This is a genomic window from Blastococcus haudaquaticus (assembly GCF_900230285.1).
Lineage (GTDB): Bacteria > Actinomycetota > Actinomycetes > Mycobacteriales > Geodermatophilaceae > Blastococcus_B > Blastococcus_B haudaquaticus.
The window spans coordinates 968,069-990,076 of record NZ_OCNK01000001.1 but is presented as its reverse complement, the minus strand read 5'-3'; the positions used below and the strand labels follow the sequence as shown (position 1 = coordinate 990,076).

The window sequence follows — 22,008 nt, the reverse complement described above, 5'->3', positions numbered from 1 at the left end:
CATCTGTGGACGGCGCGCCGTGAAGCGCAGTCAGGCCCCGTTCCCGGGCCCGGAACGGGGCGTCCGTGCGCTCCGCTGCCCCCGCGTCAGAGCTTCGACCAGGCCTCCGAGAGCACGCCGCGGAGGATCTGCTCCATCTCGTCGAACTCCGCCTGGCCGCAGATCAGCGGCGGCGCGAGCTGGATGACCGGGTCGCCGCGGTCGTCGGCGCGGCAGTACAGCCCGGCCTCGAACAGCGCGCCGGACAGGAATCCGCGCAGCAGGCGCTCGGACTCGGCGGCGTCGAAGGTCTCCTTGGTCGCCTTGTCCTTGACCAGCTCGATCCCGTAGAAGAAGCCGTCGCCGCGCACGTCGCCGACGATGGGGAGGTCGAGCAGCCGCTCCAGGGTGGTCCGGAACGCGCCCTCGGTCTCGAGGACGTGCTGGTCGAGACGCTCGTCCTCGAAGATGTCCAGGTTCGCCAGCGCGACGGCGGAGCTCACCGGGTGCCCGCCGAAGGTGTAGCCGTGGGCGAAGCTGGCCGCGCCCTGGAGGAAGGGCTCCATGACCCGGTCGGACGCGATCATCGCGCCGATCGGCGAGTAGCCCGAGGTCATGCCCTTGGCGCAGGTGATCATGTCCGGCACGTAGCCGAACTTGTCGCAGGCGAACGTGGTGCCGAGGCGGCCGAAGGCGCAGATGACCTCGTCGCTGACCAGCAGGACGTCGTGCCGGTCGCAGATCTCGCGCACCCGGTCGAAGTAGCCCGGCGGCGGCGGGAAGCAGCCCCCGGCGTTCTGCACCGGCTCCAGGAAGACCGCGGCCACGGTGTCCGGGCCCTCGAAGAGGATCTGCTGCTCGATCTGGTCGGCGGCCCACCGGCCGAAGGCCTTGGGGTCGTCACCGAAGACCGGCGCCCGGTAGATGTTGGTGTTGGGCACCCGGAAGGTCCCGGGGACCAGCGGCTCGAAGGCCTCCTTCAGCGCCGGGATCCCGGTGATGGAGAGCGCCCCCTGCGTGGTGCCGTGGTACGCGACGGCCCGGCTGATGACCTTGGTCTTCTGCGGCCGGCCGGTCAGCTTGAAGTACTGCTTGGCGGCCTTCCACGCCGTCTCGACCGCCTCGCCGCCGCCGCTGGTGAAGAAGACGCGGTTCAGGTCGCCCGGAGCCGCCGCGGCGAGCCGCTGGGACAGCTCGATCGCGGCGGGGTGCGCGTAGGACCACAGGGGGAAGAAGGCCAGCTGCTCGGCCTGGCGGGCGGCCGCCTCGGCCAGCACGCGCCGGCCGTGCCCCGCCTGGACGACGAAGAGGCCGGCCAGCCCGTCGAGGTAGCTGCGGCCGCGGTCGTCGAAGATCCTGGCGCCCTCGCCGCGGACGATGACCGGTGGCGGGGCGTCGGCGTAGCCGCCCATCCGCGAGAAGTGCAGCCACAGGTTCCGGGCGGCGTCCGCGCCGAACGGCGAGGTGGTCCCGGTGACGTCCTGCTCGGTGGTGGTCATCTTCGGATCCCGTCGTCCGCGGTGGGTTTCGGCCCGTCGAACAGTAGCGCCAGACGGGTCAGGCAGACGAGACCGTCGGTGGTGGTGCTCAGAGCGCCAGTCCGGTGAGGACGAGGACCCGCTCCTCGGTCAGGTCCTCCATCGCCGAGCGCACGCCCTCGCGGCCCGTGCCCGAGTCCTTCACGCCGCCGTAGGGCATCTGGTCCGCCCGGTAGCTGGGCACGTCGCCGATGACGACGCCGCCGACCTCCAGGACCTGGGCGGCGCGGAAGGCGACCTGCAGGTCGCGGGTGAAGACGCCGGCCTGCAGACCGAAGCGCGAGTCGTTGACCCGGTCGAAGGCCTCGTCCAGGGAGTCCACCGTCTCCAGGACCACGACGGGGCCGAACACCTCGTCGCAGAGGACCTGGGCGGTGGCGGGCACGTCGGCGAGCACGGTGGGTGCGTAGTCGGCACCGTCGCGCCCGCCGCCGGTCAGGACCCGCGCGCCGTCCCGGACGGCGGCGTCGACCCAGGTCTCCACCCGCCGGGCGGCCGCCTCGTCGATGAGCGGGCCGACGTCGGTCCGCTCGTCCGTGGGGTCCCCGGTGGTCAGCGCCCGCACGGCGGCCACGACGCGGTCGGCAAGTGCGGCGGACACGTCGCGGTGGGCGTAGACCCGCTGCACGGAGATGCAGGACTGCCCCGCCTGGTACATGGCGAAGGTCGCGATCCGGGACGCCGCCCAGGCCAGCGACTCGTCGTCCCCCTGGTCGGGGCCCACGACGACCGCGGCGTTGCCGCCCAGTTCCAGGGTGACGTGCTTGCGGGGCACGGTGTCGCGGATCGCCCAGCCGACCGGGACGGAGCCGGTGAAGGAGACGACCGGCAGCCGGGGGTCGGCGACCAGTTCGGCGGCGACGGGGTTCGGTACCGGCAGTACCGACCAGGAGCCGGCCGGCAGGTCGGTCTCGGCGAGCAGCTCCCCGAGGAGGAGGGCGACGAGGGGAGTGGCCGGCGCCGGCTTGACCACGATCGGCGCCCCGACCGCGATCGCCGGAGCCACCTTGTGGGCGACCAGGTTCAGCGGGAAGTTGAACGGCGCGATGCCGAGGACGGGTCCGCGGGGTGCGCGGCGCACCAGCGCCAGCCGGCCGGTGGCCGCGGGGTCGGTGTCCAGGCGCTGGAGGGTCCCCGACCAGCGACGGGCCTCCTCGGCTCCCCAGCGGAACGTGGACACCGCACGGGCGACCTCCGTCCGCGACCACTTGAGCGGCTTCCCGGACTCGGCGGTGATCAGCGCGGCGATCTCCTCGCTGCGCTCGGCGAGGCGCCGGGACACGTGGTCGAGGGCGCCTGCCCGCACGTGGGCGGGGGTGGCGGCGAACTCGGCCCGGGCCGCGTCGGCGGCGGCCACGGCCTGCTCGACGTGGGCGGCCGTCGGCTCGGTCGTCGTGCCGGCGATCGAGCCGTCGTAGGGCGAGCGCACCTCGACGGTGGCCTCACCGGTCGCCGCCCGTCCGGCGACCCAGTACGGATAGGTGCTGGTCACGGAGTCCTCCTCGGCCGTTGCTCCGGTGTCACGGTGCCGGACCCGTTCGCCGGCAGGGAGCTGCCGTTCCGTACACGCCCTCCGTCGGGGCACGCCGTCCCGGCACGGCGGGGTGAACGTGACCTGTAGGGGGCACGAGCCCGGACGGGGACTACCGTTGCGGGGTGACCCGCGTCGCGCGCCCCGCGCTGGGCTATGCCCTCACCCTGGCCGCGGCGGCCTTCTTCGCCGTCAACGGGACGGTGTCGACCCTGGCGCTGGACGCCGGGATCGAGCCGACGCGCCTCACCGCGCTGCGGTGCACGGGCGCCGCGCTCGCTCTCGTCGTGGTGCTGGCCGTCGTCGCCCCCGGGCGGCTGCGGGTGACCTGGCGCGAGGTGCCCTTCCTCGCCGTCTTCGGCGTCGTGGGCGTGGCGCTGACCCAGTTCCTCTACTACGTGGCGATCGGCCGGATGCCGGTCGGGATCGCCCTGGTCTTCGAGATGACCGCACCGGTCTTCATCGCCCTGTACGTGTGGCTGGTCCGCCGCGAGAAGGTGCGCAGCCGCCTGTGGCTCGCCCTGCTGCTCTCGTTGTCGGGGCTGGTGTTCGTCGCGGAGGTGTGGCAGGACGGCGGGTCGCTCGACGTCGTCGGGGTGGGTGCCGCGCTGCTGGCCGCGCTCTGCCTGGCCACCTACTACCTGATGGGCGAGCGGGGCACCGTCACCGCGGACCCCGTGACGCTGACCTGCTGGAGCTTCGTGGCGGCGGCGGTCTTCTGGGCGGTGGCGGCACCCTGGTGGCGGTTCGACGCCGCGGTGCTCACCGAGCGGGTCCCGCTGTCGGTGGGCTCCCTCCAGGCGCCGCTGTGGCTGCTCGTCGCCTGGATCGTGCTGCTCGGTGCCGTGGTGCCGTTCTGGCTGTCGATCTCCGCGCTGCGCCACCTCGCGCCCACGGCGGCGGGGCTGGTCGCGACCGTCGAGCCGGTGTTCGCCTCGGTGGTCGCGTGGCTCTGGGTGGAGCAGGTGCTCAGCGGCTGGCAGGTGCTCGGGGGTGCCGTCGTCCTGACCGGGATCGTGCTGGCGCAGACCGCGCGCACCTCGCCCGCGCCGACGCCGCTGCCGGAGACCCCGGCGGCGCTGTCGTCCTGAACCGGCGAGATCGGCGATCTCGCCCCCTTCGAGGCCGTGAAGGGGGCGAGATCGCCGATCTGGGCGCGCGCGGCGCCGGCCTTCTCAGGTGACCTTCTGCGCCTCGGTCAGGTAGCCCGCCAGCTCCACCATGTAGGCGGCCTGGGCGACGTAGTCCGGCCCGATGTACTTCCACGGGTAGAGCTGCCCCGCCTGGACCGCCGGCAGCAGGGCCGCGGTCGGCTGTGCGGCGATCTCCTCCGGCGTCATGCTGAACCGGAGCGAGTACAGCAGGACGTCGCTGGGGTGCTCCGGAACCTCCTCCCACCCCACCGAGTTCCAGAAGTAGTCCTCGCCGCCCGGGTCGACGAACTCCACGCCCAGCTCCTGGTAGAGCGCGAGCTGCGGATCGTCGGCCGCCTTGGCCATCCACCAGCCGTCGGCCTCGGTCGCGAAGACGGGCAGCACGCTCACGCCGCTGCCGGCGGCCTCGGTGAGCGTCTGGGACGCCGCCTCGAAGTCGGCGCGGGCCTCGGCCACGGGTCCGCCCTCGGTGTCGACGCCGAGTGCATCGGCCAGCTCGACCACCCGCTCGACGACGTCAGCTGCCGAACCGCGGTAGGCGATGGTGACGATGGGCGCGATCTCGGCGATCTGCTCCTGCTGGGCGAGGTCGTTGAAGCCGTACCCGGGGGTGTCCTCGGGGATCTCGCCGGAGGAGTCGATGGGGTAGATCGTGGTGACGATGAGGTCGGGGTCGGCGGCGGCCAGCGCCTCGAGGTCGATCTCGCCGTAGGCCGAGCCGACGATCGCGACGTCGGACAGGTCCTTGCCCTCGAAGGCGACGTCCTCCGCGGCGGAGGTCTGGCCGAAGGTCGCGACCGGCTCGATGCCGTAGTTCCACAACGAGGCCGTGAGGTCGTTCAGGCCGGCGATGCGGGTGGGGGCCTCCTCCAGCTCGACGGTGGTGCCCAGGTCGTCGGTGAACGACCAGCCGCCCTCGGCGGCGGCGTCGGTCCCGGTGTCGGCGCTGTCGTTCCCGCAGGCGCTGACGCCCACGGTCACGCCCAGGGCCAGGAGGCCGCCGACGAGGCGGCGAGAGGTGCGGTGCAACGGAACTCCCTCGGCTGTGGGGATGCATGATCATCCCCGCTCGCGAGGAAGGTTAGCCTGCCCTAAGTGGGAATCGGAAGAGGGGGTCAGCGCAACCGGCGGACCGGCACGACCATGGGCGTGCCCGAGACGGGGTCGGGCAGCACGCGTGCCTCCAGGTCGAAGACGTCGGCGAGCAGCTGCTCCGTCAGCACCTCCTCGGGCCGGCCCGAGCCGACCAGGACGCCGTCCTTCATGGCGACCAGGCGGTGGGCGTAGCGGGCGGCCAGGTTGAGGTCGTGCAGCACGACGACGACGGTGCGGCCGCGCTCGGCGTGCAGGCGGCCGACCAGCTCGAGGACGTCGATCTGGTGGGACAGGTCGAGGTAGGTCGTCGGCTCGTCGAGCAGCAGGAGGTCGGTGCCCTGGGCCAGGGCCATCGAGATCCATGCGCGCTGCCGCTGTCCGCCCGAGAGCTCGTCGACCGGCCGGTCGGCCAGCTCCGCCATGTCGGTCCAGGTCAGCGCCTCGGCGACCACGGCCTCGTCGTCGTGCGACCACTGGCGCAGCCAGGTCTGGTGCGGGTGCCGGCCGCGCGCCACCAGGTCGGCGACGGTCAGGCCCTCGGGCGCGGTCGGTGCCTGCGGGAGCAGGCCGAGCACCTTCGCCACCTCCCGGGTCGGCGTCTTCGCGATCGCCTGCCCGTCGAGCAGCACCTGCCCCCCGGTCGGCCGCATCAGCCGGCCCAGGGCGCGGAGCAGGGTGGACTTCCCGCAGCCGTTGGGGCCGACGATGGCGGTGAACGATCCCTCGGTGAGCTGCAGGTCCAGGTCGCGGACGACGACGTGGTCGTCATAGGCGAGCGTGACCTGCTCGGCGGCGAGACGGACCCGTCCGCTCGCGGCCGTCGTCCCGGGGTCGAGGAGCTGGGTCACAGCCGGTTCGTCCTCATGTGAACTGCCGCCTTCCGCGGACGAGGAGCCAGAGCAGGTAGGGGGCGCCGAGGACGGCGGTGAGGATGCCGACCGGGAGCGCCTCCGGGAGCACGGTGCGGGTCACCAGGTCCGCGCCGACGACCAGCAGGGCGCCGAGGAGGCCGGAGGCCAGCAGCGGCGGACGCGAGCCGCCGGTGAGGCGGACGGCGATCTGCGGGACCACCAGCGCGACGAAGGTGATCGGCCCGGCGGCCGAGACGGCGAACGCGACGCAGCCGTTCGCGATGAGCACGACGGCCGCCTGCGCGGCCTGCAGCCGGACGCCGAGCCCGCGGGCGGTGTCGTCGCCGAACTGGAGGACGGCGAGCGAGCGGCTGGCCGCCAGGGCGAGCGGGAGGAGCACGGCGAGGGCGACGGCCAGGGGGAGTGCGTTCTCCCACGTGCGGGCGTTGAGCGACCCGGTGATCCAGACGTAGGCGGCCGCGGCGTCGTAGATGTCGGCGGTGGTGAGGAGCCAGTCGACGAGGGCGGTGCTCACCGACCACAGCGCGATGCCCACGAGCACCAGCCGGTAGCCGTCGATGCCGGCGCGCCACGTGAGCGCGAAGAGGAGCAGCCCGACGAGCAGCGCGCCGAGCAGCGCGGAGAACGGGATGCCGAACCCGGCGAGGGTGCCGCCGCTCAGCACGATGGCGGCGACGGCCCCGACGGAGGCGCCCATGGTGATGCCGAGGGTGTCGGGGGAGGCGAGCGGGTTGCGGGCGAAGGTCTGGAAGAGCGCTCCGGCGACGCCCAGGGCCAGGCCGACGAGCACGCCCACCACGATCCGGGGCGCCCGCAGCTCCAGGACGATGAAGTCCTGCGCCCCCTCGCCCAGGCCGACGAGCGTCCGGAGCACGTCCGGCACGCTGATCGGGAAGTCCCCGCGGCCCAGGCTGACCGCCGAGAGCAGCACGAGCACGACGGAGGCCGCCAGCGGCACGACCAGCTGCCGCCACCGCACGATCCCGGAGACCCGGCCGACGCGGACGACCGTGCCTGTCCTCAGCGGGGCCGGCCGGGGCGCCGTCCCGACGGTCACAGCCCGGCCGTCTTCCGGCGGCGCACCAGCGCGATGAAGAACGGCGCCCCGACGAGGGCCAGCACGATCCCGACCTGCAGCTCACCGGGGCGGGCGACGACCCGCCCGATCACGTCGGCGGTCAGCAGCAGGACGGCGCCGGCCAGCGCGGAGCAGGGGACGAGCCATCGGTGGTCGGGGCCCGTGACGGCACGGACCGCGTGCGGCACGACCAGCCCGACGAAGGCGATCGGCCCGCAGGCGGCCGTGGCGGCGCCGGCCAGCAGGGTGATGGCCGCGAGCCCGACCACCCGGGCGAGCCAGATCCGCTGTCCGAGCCCGCGGGCGACGTCCTCGCCGAGGCCGAGCAGGTTGAGCGCGGGGCTGTTGACCACCGCGAGCAGCAGGCCGAGGGCGATGAACGGGCCCACCTGCCACGCGACGTCGGCGTCCCGGCCGGCGAGCGCGCCGACCACCCAGAAGCGGAACTGGTCCAGCGTCTGCTGGTCGGTGACCAGGACGGCGCGCACCAGCCCGTAGAGCAGGGCCGACAGCGCGGCACCGGCCAGCGCGAGGGTGACCGGCGTGGCGCCGTCGCGGCCGGCCGAGCCGATCGCGTAGACGGCCACGGTGCCGAGCAGGGCGCCGAGGAAGGCGAACCAGACGTACCCCGACGGCGTCCCGATGCCGAGCCAGGCGATCGAGAGGACGACGGCCAGGCTCGCGCCGGCCGTCACCCCGAGGAGCCCCGGATCGCCCAGTGGATTGCGGGTGTGGCCCTGCATGAGCGCGCCGGCCACGCCGAGGGCCATGCCGACCAGCAGCCCCAGCACCGTGCGGGGCACCCGGAGCTGGCGGACGATCACCGCTTCCTCGCTGGTGAGACCGCTGTCCAGCAGCGAGCGCCAGACCTCGCCCAGGCCGATCGAGCGGGTGCCGACGGCGATGCTGGCCAGGCAGGCGAGCACGGTCAGCGCGAGGAGGACGACCAGACCGATCCAGCGGCGGGACCGCGCCGGGCGCCGTGGCGCAGCCGCGGAGCCCCGGACGGGGGCAGCGGTCGCGGCGGTCACGTGCGGCTCCCGGGACGGTGCGATAAGGAAGGCTTACCTTACCTACCCGGGGTCGCCCGTGGGGAAGCGCGAGGTCAGGCGGGCAGCACGGACTCGATGGCGGCCCGCACCTCGGGGGCGTCCGGCTGGGTCTGCGGGCGGAAGCGGGCGACGACCTCGCCGTGCCCGCCGATCACGAACTTCTCGAAGTTCCAGGCGACGTCGCCGTCGTTGCCGTCGACGTCGGGCGTGCCGGTCAGCTGCCGGTAGAGCGGGTGGGCGTCCGGTCCGTTGACGTCGACCTTCTCCGTCATCGGGAACGTGACCCCGTAGGTGGCCGAGCAGAACTCCGCGATCTCCTCGGCGGTGCCCGGCTCCTGCCTCATGAACTGGTTGCACGGGACGCCGACGACGGTGAACCCGCGCGCGGCGTACTCCTCGTGGATCGCCTCCAGCGCCGCGTACTGGGGGGTGAGCCCGCAGCGGCTGGCCACGTTGACGACGAGGGCCGGGCGGCCACCGGTCAGCTCGCGGAGCGTCGTGGGCTCGCCCTGGAGCGTGGTCAGGGGGACGTCGAGGAGATCGCTCATCTCACCGCCAGCGCCGCCGGGGCGGCGTTCATTCCAGGCCGCTGATGTCGTCGGGGACGTCGACCGCGTGCTGGCGCAACGCCTCGATCGGCACGATCTCCAGCGCGCGGGCGTTCGTCGCGGCCAGGACGACCCCCGCGGCCGCGCCGGCCTGGTAGGCCTGCAGCCACCGCACGGCGACGACGCACCAGCGGTCACCGGGCTCGAGGCCGGGGAACCCGTACTCCGGCCGCGGGGTGGACAGGTCGTTCCCCAGTTCGCGCTGCATGCGGAGGAAGTCCGCCGAGACGACGGCGCAGACGGTGTGCGAGCCGAGGTCCTCGGGCCCGCTGCTGCAGCAGCCGTCCCGGTAGAAGCCGGTCAGCGGCTCGGTTCCGCACGGTTCCAGCGGCCCGCCCAGCACGTTGCGCTCGTCCGGCTCCACGGAACTCCTCGGCGGTCGTCGGTGCGCAGTGCGAGTACATGGTGGGCGCGCGGTCAGGATGGCATGGTCGGGGCGTGGCCGACGTCCCCGCAGAACTCTGGAAGCCGACGCCCGAGAGCATGCGGGCGACCCGCATGGCCGCCTTCGCCCGGTGGGTGGAGGAGCGGCGGGGTCTCTCCTTCGGCGACCCGACCGACTACGACTCCCTGTGGCGCTGGTCGGTCGAGCACCTGGACCAGTTCTGGGGCGACCTGGCCACCTGGACCGGCGTGCTGCCCGACGTCCCCGACGAGCGCGTGCTCACCGACCGGAGCATGCCCGGCGCGGTCTGGTTCCCCGGGACGACGGTCAACTACGCCGAGCAGGCGTTGCGGCACGCCACCGAGGAACACCCGGCCCTCGTGGTCGTCGCCGAGGACACGGAGCCGGTGGAGATTTCCTGGGCGTCGCTGCGGCGCCAGGTCGGAGCCTTCGCCGCCACGCTCCGGCGCGTCGGCGTCCAGCGGGGTGACCGGGTGGCCGGCTACCTGCCCAACGTCCCGGAGGCGGTGGTCGCGTTCCTCGGTGCCGCGTCGATCGGTGCGGTGTGGTCGTCGTGCGCGCCCGACTTCGGCACCCGCGCCGTCCTCGACCGGTTCGCCCAGATCGAGCCGGTCGTCCTCGTCGCGGTCGACGGCTACCGGTTCAACGGCAGGGAGCACGATCGGCGCGACGTCGTCGCCGAGCTGCGCGCCGGTCTGCCCACGGTGCGGACGACGGTCGCCGTCCCCCGGCTCTTCCCCTCCGAGGTGCCCGACGGCGCCCTGCCCTGGGCGGAGGCCGTCGCGGACGCGCAGGAGCCGGAGTTCGAGCCGCTGCCGTTCGACGCCCCGCTGTGGATCCTCTACTCGTCCGGGACGACGGGGCTGCCGAAGGGGATCGTGCACCCGCACGGCGGCGTGGTGCTGGAGCAGCTGAAGTCGGGGGTCGTGCACCAGGGCCTGGGCCCCGGCGACCGCTTCTACTGGTACACCTCGACCGCCTGGATGATGTGGAACGTCGTGGTGTCCTCGCTGCTCGCCGGCGCCACCGCGGTGCTGCACGACGGCGCCCCCGCCTACCCGACCGTCGACGCGCAGTTCGCGCTCGCCGCCCGGGTCGGCGTCACCGTCCTGGGCACCAGCCCCGGGTACCTCGCCGCGTGCCAGAAGGCCGGCGTCCGGCCCGGCGACGAGCACGACCTGTCCGCGCTGCGCGTGCTGGGTTGCACGGGATCCCCGCTGCCCGCTGCCTCGTACTTCTGGGTGTACGACGCCGTCGGCACCGACCTGCAGCTGACGTCGGCGTCCGGCGGCACCGACGTCGCGGCCGGGTTCATCGGCAGCTCCCCGCTGCTGCCGGTGACCGCCGGAGAGCTGCAGCGGCCCAACCTCGGTGTGGCGGTGGCCTCGTGGGACGAGGAGGGACGCCCCGTGGTCGGCGAGCTCGGGGAACTGGTGGTCACCGAGCCGATGCCCTCGATGCCACTGTACTTCTGGAACGACCCCGACGGCACGCGCTACCGGGAGGCCTACTTCGAGCCGTGGCGGGGCGTCTGGCGGCACGGCGACTGGCTCGAGATCACCGACCGCGGCACCTGCATCATCACCGGCCGCTCCGACTCAACGCTCAACCGTGGCGGCGTCCGGATGGGCACGGCCGACATCTACGCGGCGGTCGAGTCGATCCCGGCCGTCGTCGACTGCGTCGTCCTCGGGGTGGAGCAGCCCGACGGCGGCTACTGGATGCCGCTGTTCGTGCAGCTGGCCCCGGGGGAGGAGCTCACCGACGAGCTGCAGGCCCGGCTGCGGACGACGATCCGGGAGCAGGCGTCGCCGCGGCACGTGCCCGACGAGATCATCGCCGTCCCCGGGGTGCCGCACACCCGGACCGGCAAGCGGCTGGAGGTGCCGCTGAAGAAGCTGTTCCAGGGCGCCGACCCGTCCAATGCAGTCAACACCGGCGCCGTGGACGACGCGTCGCTCGTCGACCACTTCGTCCGGCTGGCGAAGGACCGCGTCACGTCCTGAACGGGCCGCGCAGAGCGGCCCACTGCAGCAGCAGGATCGTCTTGGCGTCGGCGATCCGGCCGTCGTCGACCATGTCCAGCGCCTCGTCGAAGGGCAGCTCCAGCACCTCGATGTCCTCGCCCTCCTCCGCGAGCCCGCCGCCCGCGCCGGTGCGGTCGGCGGGGCGGTAGGGCGCGGCGTAGAAGTGCAGCCGCTCGGTCACCGAGCCGGGGCTCATGAAGACGTCGAAGACGTGCTGCACCTCGCCGACGGCGACGCCCAGTTCCTCCTCGACCTCGCGGCGGACGGCGTCCTCCGGGGCGTCGTCGTCCAGGAGCCCGGCGGCGGCCTCGATCAGCAGCCCGTCGGGGTGGCCGTTGACGTAGACGGGGTAGCGGAACTGCCGGGTGAGCAGCACCGTCCGGCGCTCGACGTCGTACAGGAGCATCGTCGCGCCGTTGCCGCGGTCGTAGGTCTCCCGCTGCTCGCTCACCCACTCGCCGTCGCTGCGGCGGCGGTCGAAGGTCGTCTTCCGCAGCACGTGCCAGCCGCTGGCGAGCAGCTCCACGTCCGTCACGACGACGTCGGGATTGCGGTCCAGGTCGCGTCCTACCTGGTCCAGGCCGGTGCGGCCGCGATGGTCGGGGACGTCGATGCCCGGAATGCTCACGCGGATGATCATGCCCGGTGAGGCTGCTCACCTCACGGGTGACGACGGGGTGCGGCGGGCACCCCCAGCCGCCAAGGTGTACGAGATCATCCCCGCCCCGGAGGAGAGAAGCCGACGATGACGTCGAGCGAGACCGAGACCTGGCAGCCCGAGCCGCCGGTGCTGCTGCCGCCCTGGCACACGCCCGACCGGGAGAAGCTGCAGGAGCAGGCCCGCCGGTTCGCCATGGACGAGGTGCTGCCGGTCGCGAACGAGCTCGACCCGCAGAAGGGCGAGATCCCGGCGTCCCTGCTCGCGCGGCTGGCCGAACTCGGGTACTTCGGCATCACCGTGCCCGCCGAGCAGGGCGGCCTCGGCCTCGGCGTCTTCGAGTACTGCATGGTCAGCGAGGAGCTGGCCCGGGCGTGGATGTCGACGGCCAGCATCCTGGCGCGGTCGCAGGGGCTCGGCACCGCCGTGCTCGACGCCGACCGCCGGCACGACCTCATGGCCCGCAGCGCCCGCGGGGACTGGATCGGCGCCATCGCCCTGTCGGAGCCCGACGCCGGCTCCGACCTGGCCGGGGTCTCCACGAAGGCCGTCCTCGACGGCGACGAGTGGGTGGTCACCGGGCACAAGCGCTGGTGCGGCAACGCCAAGGCGGCCGACTTCATCCAGGTGCTGGTGCGCGAGCGCGAGCCGGAGGAGGGGGAGTCGCGGTCGGCCGGCCTGCTCAACCTGCTGCTGGAGAAGAAGCGGGGCGAGTTCCCCGAGGGCCTGTCCGGCCACCCGATCGACAAGATCGGCTACCACGGCTTCCTGACCTGGGACCTCACCTTCGACGGCGTCCGCATCCCCAGGGACAACGTGATCGACCAGGCCAAGGCCGCCCGGGAGGACAGTGCCGAGGAGGGCCTCGACGCGGCCGCCGCGAAGCAGGCCGGGTTCGCCGAGGCGCAGAAGTTCCTCAACACCGCCCGGGTGCACACCGCCGCACGAGCCGTCGGGCTGGCCCGCGCGGCGCTGGAGGACTGCATCCTCTACCTGCAGGAGCGCGAGCAGTTCGGCCACCCGATCGGCGATTTCCAGGCGCTGCGCTTCGCCGTCGCCGAGATGGCGGCGCAGATCGAGCAGTCGCGCGCCTTCTACCGCCAGGTCGCCCATCTGCTGGACCTCGGCCTGCCGGTGGCCAAGGAGGCATCGATGGTGAAGCTCGAGGCCACCGAGATGTCGGTGCGGGTGACCAACCAGGCCATGCAGCTGCACGGCGGGAACGGATACACCACCGAGCGGCAGGTCGAGCGGCACTGGCGCGACGCCCGGCTGACCACCATCTTCGAGGGCACCAGCGAGATCCAGAAGCGGATCATCAGCGACCGCCTGCTCCCGCGGAGCCCGCTGTCCTGACGACTGTGCGCGTATCCACCTCATCCAGCCGCGGAGAGGTGGATACGCGCACAACGGTCAGGGCAGGCGGATGGGCATCAGCATGCTGACGTCGCCGGGGCGGGCCGGGTCGCGCAACGCGAGCGGCGCGATCGGCCCGTCCAGCTCCAGCACCAGCTGTCCGGCCGCGCCCGCGTCCAGCGCCTCGAGCAGGAACTCCCGGTTCACGCCGATCTGGAGCGGCCCGAGGCTCAGCACCGTCGCGGTCTCCTCGGCGCCGTCCGGGCCATGCGGCACCGTGCGGGTGGGGGCCGCCGCCAGCTCGGCCCGGAGCGCGGTCGCATCGGTGTCGATGCGGTGCTCGCTGCTCGGGCGCAGGAGCCGCCGGTAGTCGGGGAAGTCGTGGTCGAGCCGGCGCCCGGTCACCGTCCGGCCGGGCACGTCGACGGTGACCTCGTCGCCGGCCACGGAGAGCGTCACCGGGCCGTCGTCGCCCAGCGCGGCCAGCACCTCGTCGACGAGGCCCACCGGGAGCAGCGCGCTCACCCCGCCGGTCACCTCCGCGCCGGCCAGCGTCGAGACGGCCAGCCGGTACCGGTCGGTGCCGGCCAGGCGGGCGGTGGCGTCGTCCACGTCCAGCAGGACGCCGGTGAGCATGGGCAGCTCGGGGTCGCTCCCGACCGCGTAGCGGACGGCGCGCAGGGCGGCGCCGAGCTCGAGGGCGGTGGTGCGGACGGTGGTGGTCGCGGTCATGGGGCGCTCCAGGTCGAGTAGGGCTCGGGCAGCGGAGAGCTCACGGCGGGCGTCTGCCAGGCCGGCCTCGAGGCGCGTCAGGTGCGCCCCGAGGATCCCGTCCACCACCGAGGAATCCCGGCGGTGCTCGAGCACCCGGCAGATGTCGGCGAGCGACAGCCCCACCCGCCGCAGCCGGGCGATCAGCCGGGCGGTGCCCACCTGGTCGTCGCTGTACCAGCGGTAGTTGCTGCGCGGGTCCACGCGGGCCGGCACGAGGACGCCGGCGCCGTCGTAGAACCGCAGGGCGCTGACCGTCAGCCCGGTCTCCCGGGCCATCTGTCCGATCCCCCGCACGTGTTCCTCCACATGCCCGACCGTCGGGCCTCGACCAGGTCGAGAGTCAAGCACTCAGCCGGCGAGGGCGGTTTCGTCGGCGTGCGCGATGTGTGCGAGCTCCCGCCAGATCAGCGCCAGGATCACCGCGGAACCCACGAAGGCGAACCAGAACGGGCCGGTGATGCCCCAGATCCGGGCGATGACCCCGCCCAGGGCCTGGCCCGCGACGATCCCGCCGAAGACGCCGATCGAGTAGAGGCTGCCCACCCGCCCCTGCAGCTCGGCCGGCACCGCCCGCATCCGGACCGTGCGCGACGTCGTCCCCCAGACGAAGGCGTGCACCCCGAACACGAACATGATCGTCATCGCCACCCAGGGGGTCGTGGTGACGGCGAGCCCGAGGTGCGTGAACGTCTCGATGATCAGCCCGACGCGCATGATCGCGGCGAGGCTGGCGTGCCGCTCCAGCCAGTCGTAGCCGGCCGTCCCGGCGATCCCGCCGAGCGCGCCCACGGTGGTGAGCAGCCCGAACCCGATCGGGCCCAGGCCCAGGATGTCGGTCGCGTAGAGGACGAGGACCGACCAGGCCGCGCCGTAGGTGACGTTGAAGGTGACGATCGCCAAGGTCAGCGTCCGGACGGCCGGGTTGCCCCAGGTCCACCGGAAGCCCTCGGCGATGTCGCGCCCGACGCGCCGCTGACCCTGCGGCGCCGGCAGTGGCGGCACGACCATCCGGGAGATCAGCAGGCCGCCGAGGAGGACGCAGACGATCTGGACGGCGAACGGCCAGGCCATCCCGACGGCGAACAGCGCCGCCCCAACCGACGGGCCGATCAGCTGGTTCATGGTGATCGTCGCGGCCATGATCCGCGCATTGCCGATGCCGAGGTCCGCCCGCGGCACCACCATCGGCAGCAGAGTGGCGCTCGTGGTGTCGGCGAACACCTCGGAGGTCCCAAGCAGGAACATCGCCGCCAGCACCACGCTCGTGCCCACCGAGCCGGTCAGCAGCGCCGCCACCAGGACGGCGAGCACGGCGGCGCGTGCCAGATCCGTCGCGATCACGATCAGCCGGCGGTCCACCCGGTCGGCCAGGACGCCGGCGTGCAGGCCGAACAGCAGCCACGGCAGGCGCTGCAGCAGGCCGGCGAGCGCGACCAGGAACGGGTCGGAGGTCTGGGACGCGACGAGCAGCGGCCCGGCGGCCAGCGCGATGCCGTCGCCGAGGTTGCTCACCCACGACGAGCCGATCAGCCAGCGGAACGACGTCCCCATGCGGGCCGGGAGCACTGCTTGCACGATCCGGCCCACGAGGAGGAGACCCTAGGCGGCGCCGGCCCCGGCCGACGAACCCTTTCCGGAGCGGCGCCCGTACGCCCGATCGGGTGAGGACGACGGGGCAGGAGGGGTGAAACCTCCCGCACAGAGCCGAACCGACGTGGCGTCGTCCGCTGCCGTGCACCGGCCGGACACCTGCGATCCCGACCCTGCGGGGTGTCCGGGGCCCGTCCGGGGCCCTCCGGCACACGAGGTGTCGTCGTGACCACAGCTCCGTCGATCACAGCCCCACCCCCTGAGCGGTCCACCCCCCGCTACCGCACCACGCTGGCGACCACGTCGTCGGAGATCGACGCCGCCCAGCGGCTGCGCCACGAGGTGTTCGCCCTGGAGTGCGGAGCCGCGCTGGACCCGGTCGGCGCCGTCACCGGCCGCGACGTGGACGAGTGGGACGAGCACTGCGACCACCTGGTCGTCCGCGACGAGGTCACCGACCGCGTGGTCGGCACCTACCGGCTGCTGCCGCCGCACCGGGCCGCCGCGCTCGGACGCTCCTACGGCGACGGCGAGTTCGACCTCAGCCGGCACGCCGGCCTGCGGCCCGGGCTGGTGGAGGCCGGGCGCAGTTGCGTCCACCCGGCGCACCGCACCGGCGCGGTGATCACCCAGCTCTGGGCCGGGGTCGCCCGCTACGTGCTCGACGGCGGGCACACCCACCTCGGAGGCTGCGCCTCGGTCGGGCTGGCCGACGGCGGGGCGACCGCGGCCGGCGTCTGGGACCTGCTGGTCCGCGAACGGCGGCTCGCGCCGGCGGGTCTGTGGGTCCTGCCGCGCGTGCCGTTCGACGTGCACGCGCCGGCGCGGCCCGAGCGGCTGGTCGTGCCGCCGTTGATCCGGGCCTACCTGCGGATCGGCGCCCTGGTCTGCGGGCGACCGGCGCACGACGCGGGCTTCGGGACGGCCGACTTCTACGTGCTGCTCGGCATGTCCGACATCGACCCGCGCATCCTGCGGCACCTGCTCGGGAGCACCCGGTGACCGGCTGGTTCCCCGTCTCCTCCTGCACCCCGACCTGCCTCGACGACGTGCCGGGCGCCGCGCGGGCCACCCGGGCGCGGCGCTGGGCCGACGTCTCCCGTGCACTGGCCGGAGCGGGGCGTGGCGACGCCGCCTCGGCCGCCGGGCGCGCGCTGGCGGCGCTCGGGATCGTCGTCCAGGTCTTCCCGCCGGCGGTGCCGTGGCCGGGGGAGGGGCCGGGGCCGCTCGTCGTCGCCAACCACGTGTCGTGGGTCGACGACGTCGCCCTGCTGGCGCTCTTCCCGCGGGTGCGGCCGGTGGCCAAGGCGGAGGTCGCGACCTGGCCGGTGGTCGGCGGCTGGGCGCGTCGCTCGGGCACCGTGTTCCTCGACCGCGGCAGCCTGCGCGGTCTGCCGGCGTCGGTGGCCGAGGTGACGGCCATCCTCCGTGCGGGCGGGCCGGTCCTCCTGCACCCCGAGGGCACCACCGCGTGCGGAAACGAGCTGGGGCGCTTCCGGCCGGCGTTCTTCCAGGCGGCGGTCGACGCCGGCGCTCCGGTCTGCCCGGTGGCGCTCCGCTACCGGCTCGACGACGGCCGGGCCACCGCGGCCGCGGGCTACTTCGGCGGCGACACCCTGCGCCGCAGCATGGGCCGGGTGGTGGGCGCCCGCGGTCTGGTCCTCGAGGTGCACCAGCTGCCCGCGCTGGAGCCGGGGCTCGACCGGAAGGAGCTCGCGGCGCTGGCCGAGTACGCGGTCGCCCAGGTGACGGAGGCGCGGCCGCTGTCGCCCGGTGCTCGCCGGCGGCGAGGGGCCCACGGCATGACCGGCGGCCGGCCGAGGGGTCAGGGCAGGACGAGGACGCCGGCACCGTCGTAGGCCGGCGTGCCGCGGGGACTGCTCCCGAAGCCGTGGCCCGCGGTCTACGCCAGGCCCCCGGGGACGTTGCCGCTGCCGGCCAGTCGCCGTGTCCCCGGACCGCTCAGTCGTGGCAGGACGGTCCCGGTCCGGCCGGTGAGCAGGAGCAGCAGGTCCTGGATCGCGCCACGGACCTCGTCCCCCTGGCCGACGGACCAGTCGACGTCGGTCGCGATCAGGCGCATCCCGCGCAACCGGCGTCGGGCCCAGAAGGGCCAGCCCATGCGCCAGACGCGCTCCGCGCCCTCGCGCGCGGGCCCGAGCGGCATCGGGGCCGGGACACCGAGCGGGACCGTGATGTCCTGCACGTGCACGAGGGTGTCGAAGAGCAGGTTGTCGAGCGTGGTGATGGCGGGCTTGCGCCGGCAGTCGGCCAGCTCCCGCAGGTCCGCCACCAGCCGGTCGGTCGGGCGTTCGGCATGCGTCCGGGCCAGGTCACGGTTGACCGCGTCGAAGTCGCCACGGGCGCGGAGCCCGGCCACCAGGATGCGCAGGACGCCGGGCGACCGAGGCGTGAGCGCGAGGTGGGCTGCGACGTCGCGCACCCGCCACTGCGTGCACAGCGACGGTCGCTCCCAGTCCGCGGCGTCGATCGCCGAGAGGATGTCGGCCAGGGCGCGCCGCTGCTCCGCGATCACCGCCCACTTCTGGTCGTGGTCCATGTCGAACCCAATTCCGTCAGAGAGTCTTACTACTTCGTCAGTCTCTCTGACTGCCTCCTAGCATGTCAACCGTGCCGGAGCCGCTGAACGTCGGACTGCTGATGTTCCTCCCCTACCGCGCCATGGAGACCCGCGTGTTCGAGGGGCTGGCCGCGGCGGGCTTCGACGACTTCACCCCCGCCCAGGCGCGGGTGTTCCAGCGGATCGCCTCCGACGGCAGCAGGCTGACCGACCTCGCCGCCCAGGCGGGCATCACCAAGCAGAGCGCGGGCTTCCTCGTCGACCAGCTCGAGCGCGCCGGCTACGTGGAGCGCGTGCCCGATCCCCAGGACGGGCGGGCCAGGCTCGTGCGGGTCGCGGAGCGCGGACGGCGCAGCGTCGAGGCATCACGACGGATCGTCGCCGAGGTCGAGGCGGAGTGGACCGCCCACCTCGGCGTCGGCCGGATGGCGGAGCTGCGCAGCGTCCTCACCGACCTGCGCGAGATCACCGATCCGTGGCGGTGACCGTCACGCCCCCAGCCCCAGCCCCAGCCCCAGCCCCAGCCCCAGCACCCGGGCCTCCCACGCGCGGAGCAGGTCGGGGTCCTCGTCGGCCAGGTTGCCGAGCAGCAGCCGGCCGTCCGCCGCCTCCGGCAGCAGCTCCAGCAGGGGGTGCGGGGTCCGGCTGACGTTGCAGACGACGAGCAGCACCTCGCCGTCGAGGGTGCGGGTGAACGCGTAGACGTCGTCGTGGTCGGGCAGCAGCATCGCGAAGTCGCCGAGCGCCACGACCGGGTTCTCGTGCCGCAGCGCGATCAGCCGGCGGTAGTGCGCCAGGACCGACGAGGGGTCCTGCCGCTGCGCCTCGGCGTTCCACTCCGTGTGGTCGGGGTTGACCGGCAGCCACGGCGTCCCGGTGGTGAAGCCGGCGTGCGGCGAGGCGTCCCACTGCACGGGCGTGCGGGCGTTGTCCCGGCTCATCCGGCGGAGGGCGTCGAGCACCGCCGCCGGGTCCTCGCCCGCGACCATCGCCGTCCCGAAGTGGTTGACCGACTCCACGTCCCGGAAGTCGTCGACGCTCGCGAACGGGAAGTTCGCCATCCCGAGCTCCTGGCCCTGGTAGACGTACGGCGTCCCCCGGTGCAGGTGCAGCAGCGTCGCCAGGCAGGTCGCGGAGTCGCGCCGGTACTCGGGGGAGTCGTCGCCGAAGCGGGAGACGGCACGCGGCTGGTCGTGGTTGTCCCAGTAGAGGGAGTTCCAGCCGACGTCGGCCAGCCCGGCCTGCCAGCGCCCGAACGAGGCCTTCAGGTCACGCAGACGCAACGGCACGGGCCGCCACTTGCTGCCCTCGTGGTCGAGGCCGACGTGCTCGAACTGGAAGACCATGTCCACCTCGGCCCGCGCCGGGTCGGTGAACAGCCGGGCCTCCTCGACGGTGACGCCGGGCATCTCGCCGACGGTCAGGAACGGTCCGTCCCGTCCGGCGAAGACCTCGCGGTGCATCTCCTGCAGGAACTCGTGGATGCGCGGGCCGCCCAGGTAGGACGCCGAGCCGTCGCCCAGCGGAGTCCCGGCGATCGGCGGGCCGTCGTGCAGGTGGCCGTCGTCTGCGACGTCCTTGCTGATCATGTTGATGACGTCCATGCGGAACCCGTCGACCCCGCGGTCGAGCCACCAGCGCATCATCGCGTGGACCGCCTGCCGGACCTCGGGGTTCTCCCAGTTGAGGTCGGGCTGCTTCCGGTCGAAGAGGTGCAGGTAGTACTCGCCGCCGGCCTCGTCGTACGTCCAGGTGGGGCCGGAGAAGAACGACTGCCAGTTGGTCGGCTCCGCGCCCGGGTCGCCTCCGGCGAACCCGGCCCTGGGCGGCCGCCACCAGTACCAGTCCCGCTTCGCCGACGTCGGGGACGACCGGCTCTCGACGAACCAGGGGTGCTCGTCGCTGGTGTGGTTGACGACGAGGTCCATCAGCAGCTTCATCCCGCGCGCGTGCAGGGCCTCGATCAGCTCGTCGAGCTGCTCGAGGGTGCCGAAGAGTGGGTCGATGCCCTGGTAGTCGCTGATGTCGTAGCCGTTGTCGGCCTGCGGCGAGGGGTAGACCGGCGAGAGCCACAGGACGTCGACGCCGAGGTCGGAGAGGTGGTCCAGGCGCTGCAGGATCCCGCCGAGGTCGCCGATCCCGTCGCCGTCGGAGTCCTGGAACGACCGCGGGTAGACCTGGTAGGCGACCGCGCTGGTCCACCACGGCGCGGACCCGGCGCCCATGGGGCGGGGCGCGGACCCGGCGCCCATGGGGCGGGGCGCGGACCCGGCGCCCATGGGGCGGGGCGCGGACCCGGCGCCCATGGGGCGGGGCGCGTCCGTCACGACGGAAACGTGTGGTGCACGGCCTCGACGTTGTTGCCGTCGGGGTCGCGGAAGAACACGGCGTAGTAGCCCGGGTGGTACTCCGGCCAGACCCGCGGCTCGTGCAGGATCTCGGTCCCGGCGGCGCGGGCCAGCCCGAACACCTCGTCGACGGCCTGGCGGGACGGCGCGGTGATCGCCACGTGCACCGGGCGGGTGCCGGTGTCGACGGCGCTGCCGAGCCACAGTCGCGGGAAGCTGTCCGGCCCGCAGAGGCCGACGACGGCGCCGCCGGGACCGTCGTACCGCATGAGCTCGCGGACGCCGCACGGGGCGAGCACCCGCGTGTAGAAGTCCGACGCGGCGCCGGTGTCCGTGCACTGGAGGGCCAAGTGATCGAGCATGCCCCGACGCTAGTGCCGCACCGGGCCGCCGGGCATCCGGGCGAGGAGCGGTCCGAGCGGGCCCGACGGCTCGCTGCTTGGATGGGTGCAGCGTCTCTGAGATGCGGATGCCGGGAGAGCCCCGGCGCAGGAGGGAGAACCGTGGCCGAGCTGAGCCGACCGGACGTCGAGCCGCCCACCGGGCCGGCCCCGGCGGACCTCGTCATCGAGGACATCACCGTCGGCGACGGACCCGAGGCGACCGCGGGCAGCCTGGTCAGCGCCCACTACGTCGGCGTCACCCACGACGGCGGCGAGCAGTTCGACGCGTCGTGGGACCGCGGCGACCCGCTGGAGTTCCGGCTGGGTGTCGGCATGGTCATCCAGGGGTGGGACGAGGGCATCGCCGGCATGAAGGTCGGCGGCCGCCGCCGGCTGACCATCCCGGCGCACAAGGCCTACGGCGAGCGCGGCGCGGGCGGCGTCATCAAGCCCGGCGCCACCCTCGTCTTCGTCGTCGACCTCGTCGGCGTGCGCTGACGGGACCGTCCAGGGGACGCCGTCAGGCGACGGTCTCGGCCGTCAGGCGACGGTCTCGGCGACGGTCACCGTGTCGAGGTACTGCCGGACGGCGTCCCTGCTGCGGGCCAGGCAGCGCAGCCGGTCCTCGAGCCGGTCCAGCTCGGTCCGCAGCATCCCGGCGAACGTCGACGTGCAGGTCGGCGTCCAGCCCGCAACCGGTGGCTCGTCGGAGGTCAGGCCCATGTCGAGCACGGCGCGCACGAACCGCGTCGGCAGGCCGGCGTCCAACAGGGCCCTGATCTGCTGCACGCGGTCGACGTCCGCGGGGAGGTAGCTGCGGTACCCGTTCGCCGTGCGGGCCGGGGTGAGCAGGTGCTGCTGCTCGTAGTAGCGCAGCATCCGGGCGCTCACGCCGGTCCGCTCGGCCAGTCCGCCGATCTTCACGCGCCGCTCCTCCCGCCGATGAGCTGTGGTCTTGACCTTGACACCGGTGTCAAT

The 22,008-nt window shown here is 73.6% G+C and carries 22 protein-coding genes; 7 read left to right on the top strand and 15 right to left on the bottom strand.

Annotation, left to right across the window (positions count from 1 at the left end):
- Positions 1–86: 86 nt before the first annotated feature.
- Positions 87–1,478, bottom strand: coding sequence for an aspartate aminotransferase family protein (locus tag CRP30_RS04855; RefSeq protein WP_097182752.1), 1,392 nt, complete (start codon positions 1,476–1,478; stop codon positions 87–89).
- 88 nt (positions 1,479–1,566) lie between these two features.
- On the bottom strand, positions 1,567–3,009 hold the full coding sequence (locus CRP30_RS04850) for an aldehyde dehydrogenase family protein (protein ID WP_097182751.1): 1,443 nt from the start codon (positions 3,007–3,009) through the stop codon (positions 1,567–1,569).
- 164 nt (positions 3,010–3,173) lie between these two features.
- Here CRP30_RS04850 and CRP30_RS04845 point away from each other — a divergent pair, with 164 nt between their 5' ends.
- Positions 3,174–4,139: an EamA family transporter gene (locus tag CRP30_RS04845; RefSeq protein ID WP_097182750.1), complete on the top strand. Its 966-nt coding sequence runs from the start codon at positions 3,174–3,176 to the stop codon at positions 4,137–4,139.
- An 84-nt stretch (positions 4,140–4,223) separates the two neighbouring features.
- Here CRP30_RS04845 and CRP30_RS04840 read toward each other — a convergent pair whose 3' ends face one another.
- The 6 genes from CRP30_RS04840 to CRP30_RS04815 all read right to left on the bottom strand — a co-directional run bounded on the left by CRP30_RS04840 (position 4,224) and on the right by CRP30_RS04815 (position 9,271).
- Complete coding sequence (locus CRP30_RS04840) at positions 4,224–5,231, bottom strand: ABC transporter substrate-binding protein (RefSeq protein WP_097182749.1); 1,008 nt, start codon at positions 5,229–5,231, stop codon at positions 4,224–4,226.
- Between the two features lie 86 nt (positions 5,232–5,317).
- Positions 5,318–6,145 (bottom strand): ABC transporter ATP-binding protein, encoded by an 828-nt coding sequence (locus CRP30_RS04835; RefSeq protein ID WP_097182748.1) that lies wholly within the window; start codon positions 6,143–6,145, stop codon positions 5,318–5,320.
- A gap of 13 nt (positions 6,146–6,158) precedes the next feature.
- Entirely contained in the window at positions 6,159–7,226 is a 1,068-nt protein-coding gene (locus tag CRP30_RS04830) for a FecCD family ABC transporter permease (protein WP_097182747.1), read from the bottom strand.
- Positions 7,223–8,278, bottom strand: coding sequence for a FecCD family ABC transporter permease (locus CRP30_RS04825; protein WP_200814543.1), 1,056 nt, complete (start codon positions 8,276–8,278; stop codon positions 7,223–7,225). The genes CRP30_RS04830 and CRP30_RS04825 overlap by 4 nt, the downstream gene beginning before the upstream one ends.
- Before the next feature lie 74 nt (positions 8,279–8,352).
- Entirely contained in the window at positions 8,353–8,847 is a 495-nt protein-coding gene (locus CRP30_RS04820; RefSeq protein ID WP_097182745.1) for a glutathione peroxidase, read from the bottom strand.
- 28 nt (positions 8,848–8,875) lie between these two features.
- The gene (locus CRP30_RS04815) at positions 8,876–9,271 is read right to left on the bottom strand and encodes a DUF2237 family protein (RefSeq protein ID WP_097182744.1); all 396 of its coding nucleotides are present in this window, start codon (positions 9,269–9,271) and stop codon (positions 8,876–8,878) included.
- A 74-nt stretch (positions 9,272–9,345) separates the two neighbouring features.
- Here CRP30_RS04815 and CRP30_RS04810 point away from each other — a divergent pair, with 74 nt between their 5' ends.
- Positions 9,346–11,319, top strand: coding sequence for an acetoacetate--CoA ligase (locus tag CRP30_RS04810; protein ID WP_097182743.1), 1,974 nt, complete (start codon positions 9,346–9,348; stop codon positions 11,317–11,319).
- Here the strand turns inward: CRP30_RS04810 and CRP30_RS04805 are convergent.
- A complete protein-coding gene (locus CRP30_RS04805; RefSeq protein ID WP_235003169.1) occupies positions 11,309–11,968 on the bottom strand; it encodes an NUDIX domain-containing protein in 660 nt (219 codons plus the stop codon). The genes CRP30_RS04810 and CRP30_RS04805 overlap by 11 nt on opposite strands.
- A 117-nt stretch (positions 11,969–12,085) precedes the next feature.
- On the opposite strand from CRP30_RS04805, the gene CRP30_RS04800 reads away from it, so the two are divergent.
- The gene (locus tag CRP30_RS04800) at positions 12,086–13,354 is read left to right on the top strand and encodes an acyl-CoA dehydrogenase family protein (protein ID WP_097182741.1); all 1,269 of its coding nucleotides are present in this window, start codon (positions 12,086–12,088) and stop codon (positions 13,352–13,354) included.
- 57 nt (positions 13,355–13,411) lie between these two features.
- Here CRP30_RS04800 and CRP30_RS04795 read toward each other — a convergent pair whose 3' ends face one another.
- On the bottom strand, positions 13,412–14,422 hold the full coding sequence (locus tag CRP30_RS04795) for a DNA polymerase III subunit beta family protein (protein WP_200814541.1): 1,011 nt from the start codon (positions 14,420–14,422) through the stop codon (positions 13,412–13,414).
- 54 nt (positions 14,423–14,476) lie between these two features.
- Positions 14,477–15,694, bottom strand: coding sequence for an MFS transporter (locus CRP30_RS04790; RefSeq protein WP_235003168.1), 1,218 nt, complete (start codon positions 15,692–15,694; stop codon positions 14,477–14,479).
- A gap of 249 nt (positions 15,695–15,943) precedes the next feature.
- Here CRP30_RS04790 and CRP30_RS04785 point away from each other — a divergent pair, with 249 nt between their 5' ends.
- A complete protein-coding gene (locus CRP30_RS04785; protein WP_097182740.1) occupies positions 15,944–16,720 on the top strand; it encodes a GNAT family N-acetyltransferase in 777 nt (258 codons plus the stop codon).
- Positions 16,717–17,577 carry a lysophospholipid acyltransferase family protein gene (locus CRP30_RS04780; protein WP_159961546.1) on the top strand — a complete coding sequence of 287 codons (861 nt, stop codon included), beginning with the start codon at positions 16,717–16,719 and terminating at the stop codon, positions 17,575–17,577. Before CRP30_RS04785 ends, CRP30_RS04780 begins: the two co-directional genes overlap by 4 nt.
- Positions 17,578–17,621: 44 nt before the next feature.
- Here CRP30_RS04780 and CRP30_RS04775 read toward each other — a convergent pair whose 3' ends face one another.
- Positions 17,622–18,278, bottom strand: coding sequence for a maleylpyruvate isomerase family mycothiol-dependent enzyme (locus tag CRP30_RS04775; protein ID WP_097182738.1), 657 nt, complete (start codon positions 18,276–18,278; stop codon positions 17,622–17,624).
- Between the two features lie 62 nt (positions 18,279–18,340).
- Between CRP30_RS04775 and CRP30_RS04770 the strand changes: the two genes are divergently transcribed.
- On the top strand, positions 18,341–18,784 hold the full coding sequence (locus tag CRP30_RS04770) for a MarR family winged helix-turn-helix transcriptional regulator (RefSeq protein WP_200814539.1): 444 nt from the start codon (positions 18,341–18,343) through the stop codon (positions 18,782–18,784).
- Between the two features lie 3 nt (positions 18,785–18,787).
- On the opposite strand, the gene CRP30_RS04765 is transcribed toward CRP30_RS04770, so the two are convergent.
- Both CRP30_RS04765 and CRP30_RS04760 read right to left on the bottom strand, forming a co-directional pair.
- Complete coding sequence (locus CRP30_RS04765) at positions 18,788–20,626, bottom strand: glycoside hydrolase family 13 protein (RefSeq protein ID WP_235003167.1); 1,839 nt, start codon at positions 20,624–20,626, stop codon at positions 18,788–18,790.
- On the bottom strand, positions 20,623–21,009 hold the full coding sequence (locus CRP30_RS04760; protein ID WP_097182735.1) for a VOC family protein: 387 nt from the start codon (positions 21,007–21,009) through the stop codon (positions 20,623–20,625). The genes CRP30_RS04765 and CRP30_RS04760 overlap by 4 nt, the downstream gene beginning before the upstream one ends.
- Before the next feature lie 141 nt (positions 21,010–21,150).
- Between CRP30_RS04760 and CRP30_RS04755 the strand changes: the two genes are divergently transcribed.
- On the top strand, positions 21,151–21,528 hold the full coding sequence (locus tag CRP30_RS04755) for an FKBP-type peptidyl-prolyl cis-trans isomerase (protein WP_097182734.1): 378 nt from the start codon (positions 21,151–21,153) through the stop codon (positions 21,526–21,528).
- 42 nt (positions 21,529–21,570) lie between these two features.
- Here the strand turns inward: CRP30_RS04755 and CRP30_RS04750 are convergent, their stop codons facing one another.
- A complete protein-coding gene (locus CRP30_RS04750) occupies positions 21,571–21,954 on the bottom strand; it encodes a MerR family transcriptional regulator (protein ID WP_097182733.1) in 384 nt (127 codons plus the stop codon).
- Positions 21,955–22,008 lie beyond the last annotated feature (54 nt).